This window comes from Micrococcales bacterium, from assembly GCA_016703125.1.
Classification (GTDB): Bacteria; Actinomycetota; Actinomycetes; order S36-B12; family UBA10799; genus JADKAV01.
In genome coordinates this window covers 451485-466856 of sequence record JADJCR010000004.1, presented here as the reverse complement: position 1 = coordinate 466856, position 15372 = coordinate 451485, and the positions used below count along the sequence as shown (strand labels likewise).

The following is a 15372-nucleotide window of genomic DNA, read 5'->3' as shown; positions in this document are numbered from 1 at the left end:
GGAGGCGAACCCAGACGGCGTCGTGCCTCCGGCTGCTGCGCCGGAGGCTGTCTTCACCAACATCAAGCTCGGCCCGGCCGCGCTCCGCACGGGAAGCGGCGCTGGCCGCCAGGTCCTCAACAAGAAGGGACTGGTCGCCGTGGTGGTCCTCGCGGGCCTTGGGGCCTCGACACCTGTTGCCAGACGTGCCTGGCACGAGAGGGTGAAGCCGACCGCGTCCAAGGTCCGGGCCCGCATCGCCGAGCGGAAGTCCACTAAGGGTGCCGGGAGCGGATGAGCACGATTCAGGAAGTAGCTCGGTGCAACCAACCGTCCCTCGCGCAATGCCAGCCCCGTGCCCGACAGCATCGTGTGGCCGTCGGCGTCACTCCTGACGCTGACCGTGGCGCCACGACCAGACGGGCCAGGCCCCACCATGGCGACCTCCCGTGGGGATGATCGCGAGATTTCGGTGCGAAGTGCAGTTGTCCCGCACGGGGATCCCCTTACGGGAAACGTGGAGGCGCGTGCACAGGACTTCAGACATTTGCAGGCGACTTCGGAAACTGACACCGCAAGCGAGCTGTCGACCAGCCGCTTGATCGGAACATACGGCGCACCCATCGGCTACCCTCAGTTGACTTTGATTGGTGCTGCAGGCGGATCGCCGACCGGAGGTGTTGGTACAGGGTCTCTCGACTCACGCCGTACTCCCGGGCGAGGGCGGCTTTGGTTTCGCCGGCGTTGATGCGGTCGCGGATGTCGACGACTTGCTCCTCGGTGAGGGCCTTCTTGCGGCCGGTGTAGACGCCGCGCTTCTTGGCTTGAGCGATGCCTTCCATCTGCCGTTCGCGGATAAGTGCTCGTTCGAATTCCGCGAAGGAGCCCATGATCGATAGCAGCAGGGTGGCCATGGGGGAGTCGTCGCCGGTGAAGGTCAGGTTCTCCTTGACGAACTCCACGCGCACACCGCGGCCGGTGAGGGTGCGGACGAGTTGGCGCAGATCATCGAGGTTGCGGGCCAGGCGGTCCATTGAGTGCACGACGACGGTATCGCCGTCACGAACGTAGTCGAGCAGCTCGTCGAGTTTCGGCCGTTGGGTGTTCTTACCGGAGACCTTGTCGGGGAACACCTTGTCCACGGCGATGCCGTCGAGCTGCCGGTCGAGGTTCTGCGCCTCGGAACTAACGCGCGTGTATCCGACTCGGGCCATGCCTGACTCTCCCCTCGCCCGCCGGTGTTGTCAGGTTGGACTCTATGACCTGGGTCCGACGGTGTCAGGAAACGACACGGGCGGCTCCAACTGGACGCCGCACGCTGCGGCAGGCGCTATTCGCCCTGGACGTCAGGTTGGGGTGTAGCCCAGGCTGACATCCGGCTCCCGGAGACCGCACGCTGGGGTGAACGCGTCCGGTCGTCTCCTGTCGTGGACTGACCGCCAGAGCTAGACTTTTTTGTGCCAGTCTCGTGCCAGAGCGTAGGCCTCCACCTCGACGCCAACATGAAGAGAGAAGAGGATCATCTCGTCCAAGTACCCCGCGAGATGCACCGCGGTCTTGCCTGGCTCCAAGAAGACCTCTGAGATCGACACATTCCTATGTGCCACATCGTTCCTGATGCTGGCTAGCTTGGTCAGGGCCGTCGAGGCCCCGATCGATGGGAACGGGCTCCCGCCTAGCCCGAGAACCTTCCAGACCTGCTGAACGTGTGACGGCTTGATGGTTTTGCCGTCCAGAGGGGGCTGAGGTCCCCTCGTCGACTTCCCTGGGAGAGATGAGATCGCTGCCTCCTAGAGATTCGGCGAGCGAGCATTTGTCGCGTGTTTGACCCTCCTGTGCTCGCCTTCACCAGCTCTGGATCCTCGATCCACCCGTCAGGTGGCTCGACCAGGGGCGTCCCCTTTTCAAGAAGACTGCCTATCGCGACGCCACACGCCTCGAATTCCACGAGAGGCGTGACATGAGTCGTCTTGCGGAGAAAGGGACCTCCAGTGCACCTATGCAAAAAATCGAATGCGCCCTCGAATATCCCCCGTTCTAGTTGGTAGTCAAAAGTATCGTTCGCGATCTCGGCATACGAGTTCAAGAAGTGCGTCACGCTGCCAGTGAAATGTGCTTGATGATTTTTGTATGCGAAGAATTTCAGAACCTGCTCGGCCGCAGTTCCGTCATGCTTATTGACCTCCTGGAGCTTAAGGAGCGCCTTGAAAGACGGGTAGTCGCTGAGTTCCTCGAGAAGGTCGTTGAAGCCTCCCCTGTAGACTGCCGCGCGGACCTCTTGAGCTGAGAGTGCAATCGCGCCCGCATTGAGCCGCTCAAAAAGATCAAACCTAACAGCGCGGTCGCTCTTATCAGTGAGCGAAATGACCTGCAATGGTTGACGTCCGAAGTAGTAGCGTTGCAGCGAAGAAGGCAATCCGAGTAGGTCAGCCCGTTCAACTGATCCAACGTTTCAAGACCTTGGAGCCGCAATGGCTTGGTTCGGTTAATGGTCGACAAGAATTCTGGTCGCTCTGCAAGGAACATCAGGAGCGTGGAGATACGCTGCAGGCCGTCGACAACTTCCAGCTCGAAATCCTCGTTGGTTGCGACGAAGATCGGCGGGACTGGCAAACCCACGAAGATTGATTCGATGAAAGTTGATGCGACAGTCTCGACCAGCGGTACTTCCGCTGGTACGCCGGAGCGATGCGGAGCTCACCCTTTCGAACATGCGGACGAGTTCTCGCACTGAGAAAGTCACGCTTGAGACGTCGACCTTACGTCGCTCATTCGCCAGTTGTGCTTCGAGTTCCTCCAGATCTTTGATCGCCATGTGCGCACTCTAGCCGGGGGAACCGCCGGCAGAGGTTGATCACCGGCACGCAGTTCGGAATCGCTGGAAGGTTCTCACCAACGCCCGCGTCGAGTGGGTATCAGTCGCTGGATCGGCCATGCCGCGAGTCGGTCCGCGTCACTTCGGCGCGATCGCCGCAGCAGCTGCCTGGTGTGTTCACTGACCGGCTGCGCAATGCGGTTCGCAACCTGGGCATCGAGTATGCGCGACCTCGGCTACACCGAGCAGCAACAGTATGCACTGCTGGCAGACACCCTGGGCCAGCCCGGGATGGGAGCCCTGGTAGCGGCCGGGGGCGGTCCAGCGGATCCGGTCGCCCAGACGTTGCAGCTATGGGAACCGGTTCTTGCCGGCGCCGCCCAGATCGCCTCCGGCAACGCCGACACTGCCACTCAAGAGGAGGTGTACGGCCTACTCGACAACCTCAGCGCGACAGATGACTGGTCAGCGCTGGTCGCGGTTCTGCGCCGCATCATCGACGGTGAACGGTCCACCGAACTTCTCACCGGACTCGACCACCGTGTCGATACAGCCATCGCCACCGAACTGCTGAACCGCCTGCAGTAGCCCCTTCACGGGGGACTGTGCCCGTGTCCCAATCCGTCAACAAGCCCGCCGGTTTAGGACACAAGTTCTAGACCACGCGTTCACGAGGGAGGTTTCGGACGTCTCAGAAACGGTCGATTCAGAAACAGGGCCCGCCCTTGCTGAACACCCGCTGCGGGTTGGGTTGTATGGCTCTTCGGAAGTTCGCCGGCCAGGTGCGGGTTTTGCGTCGTTGAGGTGAGCTGCCCGCGGAAGAAACGATTCCTTCAGGGCCGGGTCACTCGCTTCGCAGCGCGCCGGCCGCCGAACTGCACCAAGCGACGCAGTGCGCTTCGCGGAGAGGCTGGCCCGGGACCAGCGCTCGGGCTGCCATCCTCGAACCGGACTCCACTGGCGTCACTTGAACGGGGTGCCTGCACCCAACCTTCCAAAGACCACCAACCTCGACACCAAGTGAGTCCTTTCGCCGCGTGTCGCCCTGCTTCCTCTCGTGGCTTGGTGCCGGGTGGCCTGAGCGCGGGTTCACATCCAACGGTCAGGGTGTGCGGTCAGGTGGTGGGAGTCTGCGGTCACTCATGGTCTATCCCCGAGGCCGCTTGCCGCCGCGCTGGCCGGGTGACCTGGGTGCCGAAGTGCGGAGGATCGGTCTGATCGTCGCCGTGACCGGGTCCAACGGGACCGTAGGGATCGTGCGCCTGAGCCCCGGGGGCCCTTTCGGCTTGTCGCCAGCCGGTCGCTGGCGGTACTCTGAGGACGGGGATAATCTCCCGTCGGCGTGATCCGACAGGAGGATGTCATGGCGATCCGTTTCCACAGGACTGCGCTTGTGGCCCGGGGCAAGGGCCAGGAAGCTGCAGCTTTCGCTGCTGAGATCTGCAAGTACTCCACGGAGAGTCTGGGCTTCCACGACGTGGGGCATGCAGGTCGGCGGCACCTACGGCACGATGCACTGGTTCTCCGATTTCGCGGACATGGCCGGCTTTGACGCCGCCGTGGTCAAGACCCTCACCGACCCCGGCTACCTCGCCATCATGGCCAAGTCCGAGGAGTTGTTCGTCGAGGCAAGTGTCGAGGACACGGTCATCTACATGATGTGACGGGGTATGGAGCCGGCTGATGCGGTGCATCGCTGCGGCGATGCTCGGAGAGGCCCCCGCATGCCTGTCGCGACCCGTGGCCAAGCGTGGCCGTAACCGGAGGCGCGGTTGAAATCAGCGATCGCGGAAGTTGTGGTGATACCTTGCCAACGTCAAGTCTCACCGCTGGCGGCGGGCCTCGTTGGCCCGGCTCCCGTGGGCAACGGGACGAAGGGGGTACACCAATGGACGTCGAGGTTGTTGAGGTCGCGACAGGTGTGTGGCAGGCACGGGCCAAGCATGTCTGCTGGGTGCTGGTGGTCGATGGGGATGAGGTGACGCTGGTCGACACGGGGTATCCCGGTGACCGCGATCGGGTCATCGCGTCCCTGGAGCGGATCGGGCGTTCTCCGGCCGATGTGGCTGCGGTGGTCCTCACACACGCGCATCCCGACCATCTGGGCAGCGCCGAGTACTTCCGGACCACCGTGGGTAAGCCGGTGCTTTGTCACGAGTTGGAGGTGCCGAACGCCACGGGTACTCGCATCGAGCAGGTATCGGTGCCGACCCTGCTGAAGATGCTGTGGCGCCCGGATGTGTTCGTGTGGATGATGGACGTGATGCGACTCAAGGGAACCAAGGTCGAGCGGCTCGGCGATGTCGACATATTCGGAGCGGGACCGCTCGACATTCCAGGTCGACCGCTCCCCGTACACACCCCGGGACACACCTCGGGGCATTGCGCCATGCACCTGCCGGCGCGGGGAACCCTGTTGGCCGGTGATGCGCTGATGACCGAACATGCCCTGGTCCACGCCCCCGGGCCGCAGTTGCTGCCCGGATTCTTCAACCATGACAACGCCCAGGCCCGCGACTCGCTTCGCGTGCTGGCCGGGCTCAGCGCCGATGTTGTGGTGCCGGGTCAGGGCCAGCGTTCCGGGGAACCCCGGCCGAGGCGGTGGCCGCCGCCCTAGAGGCAGCGTCATAAGGGGTACCACGACCGCCCGCCCTGCTCGGGGAGGTCCTTCACGCGGCGAGACATCCACACCGCTGGTGAACGTCACGTCTTCGCGTATCGCCGCAGTGGCTATCGCCAGCCATCACTTGGCGCATAGCTGCCGCTCAGCGAGGCCGTCAGCCGCTAGGCGCCGGTCGCGCCCGAGGTCTTGCGCACGGCCTCGGGCAATCGCCGCATCGCCTTCGCGAACATCCCCTGCAACGCCCTGGCCCACACCCGGTCGATCAGGCCGGACAGCCCTCGACGAAGCGCAGCCTCTGTCGTTCCGCTCAGCTGGGTTCCCCTGGTACCGGCTCGAACACCCTTCGGTAGTGCAGCTCCGGGCCCGGGCTGGCGGGCCGTGTAGCGGTACTCGCGCGGCGGGTCCCACGCCGTCAACTCGAGTTCTGACTCGATCGACCGGCCCAGGAGAACGTTCGTCATGCGGGCATGCCCGCCCACCGCACCCCAGTCATCGCCCTTCTCGACGGACCGCATGGACTCGAAGAACGTCGGCCACTTCTCGGGGTCAGACACGAATGCGAACGCCTCATCCGGCGGAAGGGGCACCACTGCCCCGTAACTGATCTTCATCGTCCCCACCTCTTCCGGGTAACCCACCACCCATGTCCACACTACGCCCCTGAAGGCACTCGACAATGGGCGAAAATCCCCCGGGCGAGCGTCCGGAATCGGTCGTTTCTGGGAAGGCGCCTAATCCCGGTCAGGGCCCCGTCGCCAGGCCCCGAACCCGAGGCCGACTCCGACCCGAGAAGCGCCCCCGCAAACGGTTCGCTCACTGAGGGGGCCCCGCCAGGTCCTTGTCATGCCGTCCCCGGTACCGGATCAACCTTGCCTTGTCGAATTCTGCGCCTCCGGTGAACGTCGCCTTGTCGAACCCTGCGTTCCAGGTGAACGTCGCCCCTGGAACCAGGCGTTCCGGGTAAATCTCGCCTCGTGGAACGATGTGTTTCGGGTGAACGGGCCGGCACGATGACCCACGACTACAAGCGCAATGCCACCACCACCTTGTTCGCCGCGCTGGACATGGCCACCGGCAAGGTGTTCGGCCAGTGCCTGCCCAAGCACAGGCACGAGGAGTTGCTACACCGGGGGTCATCCCAATGACCACCGAGGGGCAGGGTCTGGGGGACCTACCCTTGCCCCTCAGTATGGGTTGCCACTGGGTTACCCGGCCTATTGCTTGGTGGCCGTCCAGGAGAAGGTCCCGGTGCTTGCATTCACGGTGTAGTTGTAGCCGGCAGGACCCTGGCACCACAGGATGCCCGACATCATGCCGGTGCCGTGCGCGCTGGTCGGGGAGTCGAACGTGCCTTGCAAGGAGCCGGAAACCGGCCCGCTCCAAGATCCCGTGGGGTTCATGGCGAACTGTCCGTTGGTGATCGGTGTCGAGTAGCCCGAGGTCATATCACTGCGGCCGGTTGCATTCGTGTTCAATGGGCAGCCGGTGAAATAGTACCCAAAGCCCAATCCGGTGACGGACTGATCGGATGACACGTAGAAACCCAGACCCTGGAGAAAACTCCCCACCCGTGGGGCCGGGCTCGTGGAGTGCCAAGAACCAGCTTGCGGCTTGACCACCGGTGGCGTCACGGGGGGCTCGCTGGTCACTGTGAAGGCGAGGGTTGTACTGCCTGCGTCGGCGGTGAGCTTGAGCCAGTAACTGCCGACCTTGACGGGCTCTCCCGCGAAGAGCTTCTTGACCTTCAGAGTGTGGGTGCCCTTGAAACGCCCCGTCTTTTTGACCCTGTTGACCGTCTGCCACGTGGCGCCGTTCTTGACGCTCAGCCGGTAGCGGAAGTGCTTGCTGCGCTTGGAGAAGCTGTATGTGAGCTTCACCGAGCCAGCCCGGGACGCCCGGAAACTCGTCTCGGACAGACTGGCCGAGACTTTGGCGCGGGCGGCGAGAACGCTCGTGGTGGCACTCGGGGGTCGCATGGACTGCGACGGTGCGACGGGAGCCGCCACGGATACCGCGGCCGGAACCGCCAGCGCGAACGCTGCGCAGCAGGTGATGAAAGCAGTGAACCGGATCATGATGACCCCCCTGTCATCGCGGCGGCCACCGAAGGCGACAACCGCCTCAGTTCAAGCGTACTCCCCGCGTCCCCCCGAACCACCACCTTGCTCGCCGCGCTGGAACGTGGCCACCGGCAAGGTGTGCGGCCAATGCCTGCCCAAGCACAAGCACGAGGGTTCCTGGTGTTCCTGCGCACGATCGACCGGGCCGTCCCCCGGGCTTGCAGGTGCACCTGATCCTGGACACCTATCAGACGCGCAAGCACCCCAACACCGTCGCCTGGCTGGCCAAACACCCCCGGTTCCACCTGCACTTCTCCCCGACGTCCTCGAGCTGGCTGAACCTGGTCGAGCGGTGGTTCCGCGAACTGACCGACACGAACATCCGCCGCTGACGTCCCGCCGGCGGCGCCCGACGAGACCACCTTGGTCAGCTTCGCACGACCTGATCGACGGGGAGGTGCTGTGCGACCTGCTGGCAGTCCTTGCTGACGGTGACAACTCCTGGTCATGCGCCAGCGCCGGCAGGGAGGACCACCATTGGAGTATCTGTGGAACGCATATCCGTACCCAGCAGAAAACTGGATCTGCTCGCCGTGCAGATCCGCGGCGAGTCCCAGGCGCAAGGAGCCTGCGGCACGTGTCACGCCACGATTCAGTGTCATACTGGTGTTGGAGGGCGTGATGTGAATGCGTGCGCCGCTTCGCAGATCCCCCGACGTACTCGTTGCCGCGCCTGCGGACGTGATGTGTCGCGTTCGCCCTAGTAGAGGGGCGGGGCTATGAGGATCAGGGTCCATTCACGCCGGCACAGTGGCTTCGCGGCCGCCTGTGGGGTCGTCGTGGCGATGGCTGTTGTGGCAGCGTTACCGGCTGGCGCCGGTAACGCTGTGACATCTGTGCAGAGCCAGCCGCTGACCAGTGCCACGACGGCGGTGGCGGCCGGCAAGCAGGCCCACAAGCGGATCTCGGGGCGGCTGGACAAGCCCGGCTACACCGTGATCGCGCTGGCACCGAACGGTAAGGCGCGGGTGGTGCGGGCACGCAAGGGGGCGTTCCGGGTCGTGGCCCCGGCCGCGCGGGTGAGCCTGCAGTTGCGGGCCCCGAGCGGCAAGTATGCCGGCCCGGTGGTGGTCGGTCGCAAGGGCGGCCGGGCTGTGGTCGGTGTGCGGGCTGGCACGTATCTGGGCAAGGTCGTGGTCCACCCGGCGTATGCGAAGGTCGCACGTCGCCTGCCACGCGCCGCCGTCGACACCTCGCGCTGGGCGCGTGCCCGCCACGGGGTGCCGATCGGCGCCGGGCGCTTCGGCCGGGTGCGCTCCAAGCCCCCGAAGAACCCACCGGCCGGTGACCGGGATGCCGACGGGGTGCCCGATGTGATCGACATCGACGACGACGGCGACCTGGTCATCGACAACGTCGATCGCTCGAAGGCCGCGCGCACCGCGCAGGCCGCGCTCACGGAGGAGACGGTCCAGCCTGATTCGATCCACGTGAAATCGCTGCTGGGTGCTCCCCTTTGGCGGACGGGGAACGCCAACTCGCCCGCACTGGTCGACGCGATTGGTGCGGCTGATGGGTTGTGGGGGCAACAACTCATGATCGAGATCGCGCCGGGCGACTTCGTCGAACTGGATTGCGGCGGCGCCAACCAAGCGACGCCGCGTACCGAGGGGCTCGTCTACTGCTCACACGGGGGAACCGGGTACGCCGAGGTCGGCTACAGGAATCTCCCACCCTTCCCCGATGCCTTCGACCCGGACGGCAACGGCATGGGCAATCTCACCCCGAACCCCACGGGCGCCGTCGGTGACGCTCTGGCGCTCATCACCCGGGCCACGGCCTCGCAGATCGGCACCGGCGACGTCCTGGTCGAGCGCATCACCGACAACGGCGTCCAGAGCCAACTCACCGGCACGCTGCAGTACATGTTCGCCACCGTGCCGGCGCTCGTCTCCTACGACGACGGGCACGGCGGACCGGTGGCAGTCCAGTACCCTGTCGCGTACGGTGAGCCGGGCTCGCTGCAGAACGGGTTCCCGGTCGCGGCCGACTCGAACGGTCACGTTGTGGTGACCCTGACGTTCTGGCGACCGCAGCGCGCAGCGATCCCGCCCGAGACGGCGCCGTGGATCGACATGGGTCATCTCTCCTACGGGGTCGGGATCTACAGCACCGGACAGGAATGCCCGAGGTCCTCGTTCTCGAACCCGGGTCCATCCCTGGTGGAGGCAGACTCCGCCTTCTCCCGGACCGGAGCACGCTACACCGACCAGGCTGACGATCAGCCGGCCAACCCGGCGAACCTGCTCAGCTTCACGGTCGACCTCACCGACTGCCTCTCCGCCCACGGACGGACCTTCGAGCCGGGCACCACCGGCGACTTCGACCTCGAGGCGAAGGCATGCGGCGGTGACAGGTGCATCTTCCCGGAGAGCCCGGACTCGGCGGGTCAGTCCATCTCCTTCACCCGGCAGTAGTACGCGGTCGCCTTTAAGGTACTGGGAATAGGTGCCGAAGTCTGATGCGGGCGTGGCGGTGGTGAACCTCCAGTCCAGCGCCGCCACGAAGGCCGTATTCTGCTGGGGTGGGATCGTCCAGCACGCCTTCAAGTGAGGCTTATGCGCCCCCTTTCAGGACCCGCCCATCGTGGCGTGGTCCATGGGCGGCATCCCTCGGTCACGGCCACCTGTCTCTCCAGCAACTGCAGCGTCCACCGCTGACGTCCCGCCGGCGGCTACCTGCACGCCAACGCGATGACACGCGCCTCCACGTCGCGCCGGTCACCTTCGGCGCCACCTGAGGCGTGGCCCGCTTCTTACGCGCGATCACGTCCTCGACCGCCCGGCATGTGTGGTGAACGCGTTCGCCACATGGATGTGGCAATAGATGGTGGCTCGGCTGACGCGCAGATGTGGGCTGGCAGCCTCGCCCGAAAACGGTCGTTTGTGGGGGCACTGAAATAAGTTCGCCAGGTTTCGCGACGATCACAGTGAGGTCGTCTTTTCGCATGAGTCGCGTCCCCCATCCGATGCGTTCCGGTGTTGATCGAGTGGCGGTGATCTCCCTCCGCACCGTGTACACCTGGCCTCCTACGCCGGACTGGCCCCGGTCACCGCCGCTCCGGGAGCTCGATCAAGGGGGAACACCCCAACCGGTCCGGGAACAAACGCCTCGAGAACGCCTTGTTCCAGTCCGCGTTCGCCGCGCTACAGGACCGACCCCGAGTCGCGGGCCTACTACGACCGCAAATCGACCAGGCCAAGAAACACAACGCCGCCCTAATCTTCTCGCCCGACGCCGCCTCGACGTCATCTAGCCATGCTGCGCGACGGCACCTACTACCAGCCCAAACACCCCGCCGCGGCTTAACAAACCATAGGGACACTCTCCCGAGGTATAACATGACGCCAACACCCCGTCCCGGTTCGAGCAGCCTATGTCCCTCCCCTGAGCGGTGACGATCCGCTCAGGTCACTTGTTCTTGCGGGCACCTTTCGTGATGTCATCAACCTTGTTGATCCACGGGCTCCTCGCGCCGCCGATGCTGTAGCCGAGGACCCCATTCTTCTTGGCGCTGAGGGTCACTTCCGGCGCCCACAACTCGAGCGGACGGTAGGTCGTGCCGCCCACGGTGACACCCGCGTCGCAGTAGCGTGTGACCCGGTTGATGGCGTCGTCTAGCGACTTCACGATCTTGCGGGCGAGGCCCTGGGAGTCCAACCCGACCGAGGACGCCAGCGTCTCACCCACCTGACGGTCCCATTCCTTCCACAGGTCGGGAATCATGTTCTCGAACACGTCCTCGACGCGGTCGGGGATGTCATCGTCGTGGCCCTTACTACGGGCCAGTCTGCGGAGCACTTTGTCGATCTTGTCCACGGCTTTCTCGTATACGTCCTGGGACTTCCCACTGGCGGAATCCACCGCCCGCTGCGCTTTCCTGATCATGTCCGCGTTCAACCTCTTGACCTTGAACTTCCGGAACACCACGGCCAGGTTGCTCTCCAACGCTTTCTCGAACACCTTCAACAACCCCTTGCGGGCCTTGACCTTGTCCAGCAACCGGATGATGTCGAAACACATACTGAACGACCCGGACGCGACGACGTACGGGGATGGCGGTGCCGGTTCCACCTCCTCACGATCATCGTTGTAGTGGCGTTGGAACCCAAAGAATGACCAGAAGATGCCTGCCAACCCCAGGCGCCCGTCGTCGACCTTGCCCGATGGTTTCGCCGAGGTAATCTGCCACCTCCAGTGGCGTCCTTGCACCACCGCACCTTCACTTTGAACGTGCCGAGTTGGGCGTCGGGCTTCGCACGTACCGCCGTTTTAGCCTTGAACGCCACGGTCTTCTTCTTCGTCGTGGACTCGCAATCAGTGCCGGTGGCTGGCAATTCCACCTCCACCCACCAGGTCGTTACCGTCGAGCCCTGCACCGGGCCCGAGTATGTGGTCGTACTCGACCCCTCCACCCGCACCCGACAGGAACCAGATCCGTCGCATCGCGGTTCGGAGTAGGTGGGTGGCGACCCAGCGATCGACTTTCGCACTCCCGTGCTGTCGTCTGGACCGGTCAACGCGTACGAACCGGCCCCATTGATCATAGCCAAACGCGTCTCACCGTCAGGGCAGCCGCTGACAATGGTGTTGCTGTAGGACAACTGCCTCCGGAATGTCGGATAGTTGCTCGTATCGCTCACGGTCAGGCCGAGAGGCAACCAGCCGAAGCGAGGCTCACCGCCGGAGCGCTCTGGAGTCAACGCCACTGTGAAATTCTCCGAGGGGTCCCCGGGGGTCAGCGCGACAGAAATCTGGTAGGCGGACGGGTCGTTGACTGGATACTGCACATCCGAGTCCCGATAGGTCTGATTCACCCCAGATCCGCACGGCGTCGAGGAGTAGTTCTGAACTTCGGTTCGTTCGTAGTCCCACTTGTCGATACGCAGCGGCGCCCGGAGCTCCTGCTCATCCCCACCGACGACGAGCTCTCCCGGAGAATGCACAGAGAAAACTGCCGTCGACGACAAGTCCACTCTCCCGCCCGATTGATCCCATCCGCCGTCATAGAGGAAAGGCCCGAAAATTTCGGAAGAGTTGTTGACAACTTGGATCTGCCCGTCAACGATCCGATACCCATCACCCGCCGCCGCCGCCGCCGCAGGGGGGGCACCGCCGTCGACAACACCCAAAGCGGACACCCCCAACGTCAGGGCAAGAACAGTGACGATGCTCACGAAACGGCGACTGCGCCACACCCCGGACATCGGGTCCGCCGTCCCGGTGGACGTCGGGGACTTGAGCTGGTGTGGTGAACCGAAGAGGGGCCGGGCGACGCCCAGCCTGTGGCGCACATCAAGTTGCGCCTTGCTCTAGTGGTGGGCATGCGCGGTCCCCCCGGGTGGTAGCGCCAACAAGGAACAGTGGGCTAGCGCGAGCACGGGTGCCTGTCAAAGGCAGAAGGGCCTCGCCGTGGTGGGTTACTTGTAGACACATGCAGGCCGCTGCGGGGTCGCGCGGTCCGTCCGGGAACGGGTCGCCGTGACAGTCGATGTAGTCGTCGGGGTGGGGCTGTTCGACGATCCCGCCGGCGGCGGTCTCATCCGCATTCCACGGCTCGCGGTTGGTTGTAAGGAGTGGTGGCGGGCAGTTTCACGTCGTGGAGTCGACCGCCCCGCGTGACAACCGGACCCCGCAAGGGTCGGGGTGAGACTCCGAAGCGTTACCGGGTAACCTTATCAGTAAATGATAACTCCTGACATCATGGAAAACTTCGGTAGTGTCCGAGCGTGCCAGCGACCGCTTCCCCGCTGCCCCTGACCGCGGCGTTCGACGACTTCCTGGTCGCCCTGCGGGCCGGGAAACCGTCGCCGCACACGGTGCGTCGCTCGCTCAGCGCCGCACGCGTTCACCGAGGACGACATGAACTGGCTGCTGCAGGTCCTCAAGGACGGAAAGGTCCCGGCCCGACGGCCGTGGCCGATCCGGGACTACGCCATCATCACCACCCTGGCAGTCACCGGACTTCGGGCTTCTGAGCTGCTCGAGCTGAGCGTGGGAGATGTGGAAGGTCTGCCCGGCCAGCGGCAGATCGCGGTCCGCCACGGCAAGGGCGACAAGTACCGAGCGATCCCGATCGACCCTCGCCTTGAGACGGTCCTGACCGCCTACCTGACCGACCGGTGGCCACGATTCGTGCTCCCGGCGGTAACCATCCTCCCCACAGATGACCCCTGGGTCCAGTCGCCGCCCAACACCCCGCTCTGGGCAGACGGCCACGGCGAACCGTTGACCGTCGGGCAGCTGGAATACTTCGTGCGCAAGGCCTACTCGACGGCCGGCATCAACAGCCACCGACCTCCTGGTGCCCTGATTCACGCCCTGCGGCACACCTTCGCCACCCGCCTGGTCGAGAACGGCGTCTCCGCCGTCGAGGTCATGGGACTCCTCGGGCATGCCTCACTACAAACCACCCAACGCTACATAGCCACCCGACCGGATCATCTGAGATCGGCCGTGGCCGCGAACCCCGCCTACGGACAACTATGAACACCACGTGGACCGGATCGTCACTTTTGGTGTCGGCGTTCCCGCGCATGGTGTCGGACCGTCGCTCTACGCTCAGTGGAGTCGAGATCGGGGCGTGGGGTCCGCAGAGAAGGAATGAGAACGGGGTGACGCGCTACAAACTGTCCTTCACCACTGGTGGCCTGCTGGCGACCGAGGCGCGTATCACGGCTCCAATCCACAGGCAGACTAGAGACTGGCTGCAAACTCGCGCCCAACTCAGAGACAGCAATCCGCTGGGCATTCGAACCGCCGCCGCGGTTACCCGGGTGAGCAGGGAGATAGTCGATCGACTTCAGACCCTGAACGGTGAGGAGCTCGGCATCGTGGAGCACGGATCAGCGGCGGACCGTAACGCGATCATGTGGGTCGCGGTCACCCGCCAATACCGACTGATTCACGAGTTCGCAACCGAGGTGCTGCGCGATCGGTTCGTGGGAATGACCCCGACAATCGAGTTGAGCCACTTCGACACGTTCCTCGTGGGGAAAGCAGCGTGGTCGCCGGAGATCGCGGACCTGACCGACAGCACGCGTCGGAAACTGCGACAGAACCTTTTCCGCATGATGCGCGAAGCCGATCTCATGTCGCCCGCGGGCGGAATCATCCCGGCTCTCCTCAGCGCTCAACTCACCGACGTACTGCGACCCCATGGTCGCGAAGGCCTCGAGGTGTTCCCCATGACTGATGACCAGATATCAAGGGCCCTGCGATGACCGGTCAACTCCACACCGCTCCACTGGCCCAGCGCGAAGAACACCTCCTGCAGGTACTGTCCAGCGACCGCTTTCGGAAGATGCAGGGCCTCGGAAACGAGGTGCCCTTCTTCATCTGTCCCTTTTACCCGGCCGAGTCGGTAGCGATGGAGCACGTGCGCCACCGTCTGATGAACAACCTGAAAAGGCGGGGAGTCACCGTCCTGCACGTCGACTTGTACGACCTGGTGGTGGATCTACTGAAACAGCGCGGCGTGTGGGACCGGATCATCGCCGTGGAACCGGCGCAGGACAAGAAGGATCTGCTGGAGATGCTGCAAAGCCTTCTGGATCCCCAAACCAAGCTGGCGCCGGAGATCAAGGCGCGCATCGCGGCTGAGACGCACGACATGGTGTTCATCACCGGAGTCGGCGAAGTCTTCCCCTACATCCGCTCGCACACCGTCTTGAACAACCTGCAGACCGTGGCCAAGGACACCCCGCTGGTCATGTTCTTCCCCGGCGAGTACCGGCAATCCGTCACCCTGGGCTCATCTCTGGAACTGTTCGGACGCCTGCACGACGACCAGTACTACCGGGCCTTCAACATCTATGACTACGCCGTCTGAAACG

The 15372-nt window shown here is 64.2% G+C and carries 11 protein-coding genes and 3 pseudogenes; 9 read left to right on the top strand and 5 right to left on the bottom strand.

Annotated features, from left to right (window positions below; genetic code table 11):
• Positions 1-518 precede the first annotated feature (518 nt).
• Positions 519-1193 carry a recombinase family protein gene (locus IPG68_09155; GenBank protein ID MBK6763418.1) on the bottom strand — a complete coding sequence of 225 codons (675 nt, stop codon included), beginning with the start codon at positions 1191-1193 and terminating at the stop codon, positions 519-521.
• 928 nt (positions 1194-2121) lie between these two features.
• On the bottom strand, positions 2122-2598 hold the full coding sequence (locus tag IPG68_09150; protein MBK6763417.1) for a DUF262 domain-containing protein: 477 nt from the start codon (positions 2596-2598) through the stop codon (positions 2122-2124).
• 391 nt (positions 2599-2989) lie between these two features.
• On the opposite strand from IPG68_09150, the gene IPG68_09145 reads away from it, so the two are divergent.
• From IPG68_09145 to IPG68_09135, 3 genes and pseudogenes are all read left to right on the top strand, one after another.
• Positions 2990-3382 (top strand): hypothetical protein, encoded by a 393-nt coding sequence (locus tag IPG68_09145; GenBank protein ID MBK6763416.1) that lies wholly within the window; start codon positions 2990-2992, stop codon positions 3380-3382.
• An 896-nt stretch (positions 3383-4278) separates the two neighbouring features.
• Positions 4279-4458, top strand: coding sequence for a hypothetical protein (locus IPG68_09140; GenBank protein ID MBK6763415.1), 180 nt, complete (start codon positions 4279-4281; stop codon positions 4456-4458).
• A 224-nt stretch (positions 4459-4682) separates the two neighbouring features.
• Positions 4683-5425: pseudogene (locus tag IPG68_09135) on the top strand (MBL fold metallo-hydrolase).
• A gap of 153 nt (positions 5426-5578) precedes the next feature.
• Here IPG68_09135 and IPG68_09130 read toward each other — a convergent pair.
• Positions 5579-6028 (bottom strand): SRPBCC family protein, encoded by a 450-nt coding sequence (locus IPG68_09130; GenBank protein MBK6763414.1) that lies wholly within the window; start codon positions 6026-6028, stop codon positions 5579-5581.
• 396 nt (positions 6029-6424) lie between these two features.
• Between IPG68_09130 and IPG68_09125 the strand changes: the two are divergent.
• Positions 6425-6541: pseudogene (locus tag IPG68_09125) on the top strand (IS630 family transposase).
• A gap of 90 nt (positions 6542-6631) precedes the next feature.
• Here the strand turns inward: IPG68_09125 and IPG68_09120 are convergent.
• Positions 6632-7492, bottom strand: a complete 861-nt coding sequence (locus IPG68_09120) for a hypothetical protein (protein ID MBK6763413.1) — start codon at positions 7490-7492, stop codon at positions 6632-6634.
• Between the two features lie 103 nt (positions 7493-7595).
• Between IPG68_09120 and IPG68_09115 the strand changes: the two are divergent.
• Positions 7596-7866: pseudogene (locus IPG68_09115) on the top strand (transposase).
• A gap of 390 nt (positions 7867-8256) precedes the next feature.
• The gene (locus tag IPG68_09110; GenBank protein MBK6763412.1) at positions 8257-9954 is read left to right on the top strand and encodes a hypothetical protein; all 1698 of its coding nucleotides are present in this window, start codon (positions 8257-8259) and stop codon (positions 9952-9954) included.
• Positions 9955-10948: 994 nt separating this feature from the next.
• Here IPG68_09110 and IPG68_09105 read toward each other — a convergent pair.
• On the bottom strand, positions 10949-11611 hold the full coding sequence (locus IPG68_09105; GenBank protein ID MBK6763411.1) for a hypothetical protein: 663 nt from the start codon (positions 11609-11611) through the stop codon (positions 10949-10951).
• Between the two features lie 1788 nt (positions 11612-13399).
• Between IPG68_09105 and IPG68_09100 the strand changes: the two genes are divergently transcribed.
• From IPG68_09100 to IPG68_09090, 3 genes are all read left to right on the top strand, one after another.
• On the top strand, positions 13400-14026 hold the full coding sequence (locus IPG68_09100; protein MBK6763410.1) for a site-specific integrase: 627 nt from the start codon (positions 13400-13402) through the stop codon (positions 14024-14026).
• 125 nt (positions 14027-14151) lie between these two features.
• Positions 14152-14760: a DUF1819 family protein gene (locus tag IPG68_09095; protein ID MBK6763409.1), complete on the top strand. Its 609-nt coding sequence runs from the start codon at positions 14152-14154 to the stop codon at positions 14758-14760.
• On the top strand, positions 14757-15368 hold the full coding sequence (locus IPG68_09090) for a DUF1788 domain-containing protein (protein MBK6763408.1): 612 nt from the start codon (positions 14757-14759) through the stop codon (positions 15366-15368). Before IPG68_09095 ends, IPG68_09090 begins: the two co-directional genes overlap by 4 nt.
• Positions 15369-15372 lie beyond the last annotated feature (4 nt).

Bases quoted from the DNA above. Each gene is read 5' to 3' on its own strand.
- IPG68_09155 (MBK6763418.1), bottom strand. From the start codon at position 1,193: ATGGCCCGAGTCGGATACACGCGCGTTAGTTCCGAGGCGCAGAACCTC.
- IPG68_09145 (MBK6763416.1), top strand. From the start codon at position 2,990: ATGCGGTTCGCAACCTGGGCATCGAGTATGCGCGACCTCGGCTACACC.
- IPG68_09140 (MBK6763415.1), top strand. From the start codon at position 4,279: ATGCAGGTCGGCGGCACCTACGGCACGATGCACTGGTTCTCCGATTTC.
- IPG68_09130 (MBK6763414.1), bottom strand. From the start codon at position 6,028: ATGAAGATCAGTTACGGGGCAGTGGTGCCCCTTCCGCCGGATGAGGCG.
- IPG68_09120 (MBK6763413.1), bottom strand. From the start codon at position 7,492: ATGATCCGGTTCACTGCTTTCATCACCTGCTGCGCAGCGTTCGCGCTG.
- IPG68_09110 (MBK6763412.1), top strand. From the start codon at position 8,257: ATGAGGATCAGGGTCCATTCACGCCGGCACAGTGGCTTCGCGGCCGCC.
- IPG68_09100 (MBK6763410.1), top strand. From the start codon at position 13,400: ATGAACTGGCTGCTGCAGGTCCTCAAGGACGGAAAGGTCCCGGCCCGA.
- IPG68_09090 (MBK6763408.1), top strand. From the start codon at position 14,757: ATGACCGGTCAACTCCACACCGCTCCACTGGCCCAGCGCGAAGAACAC.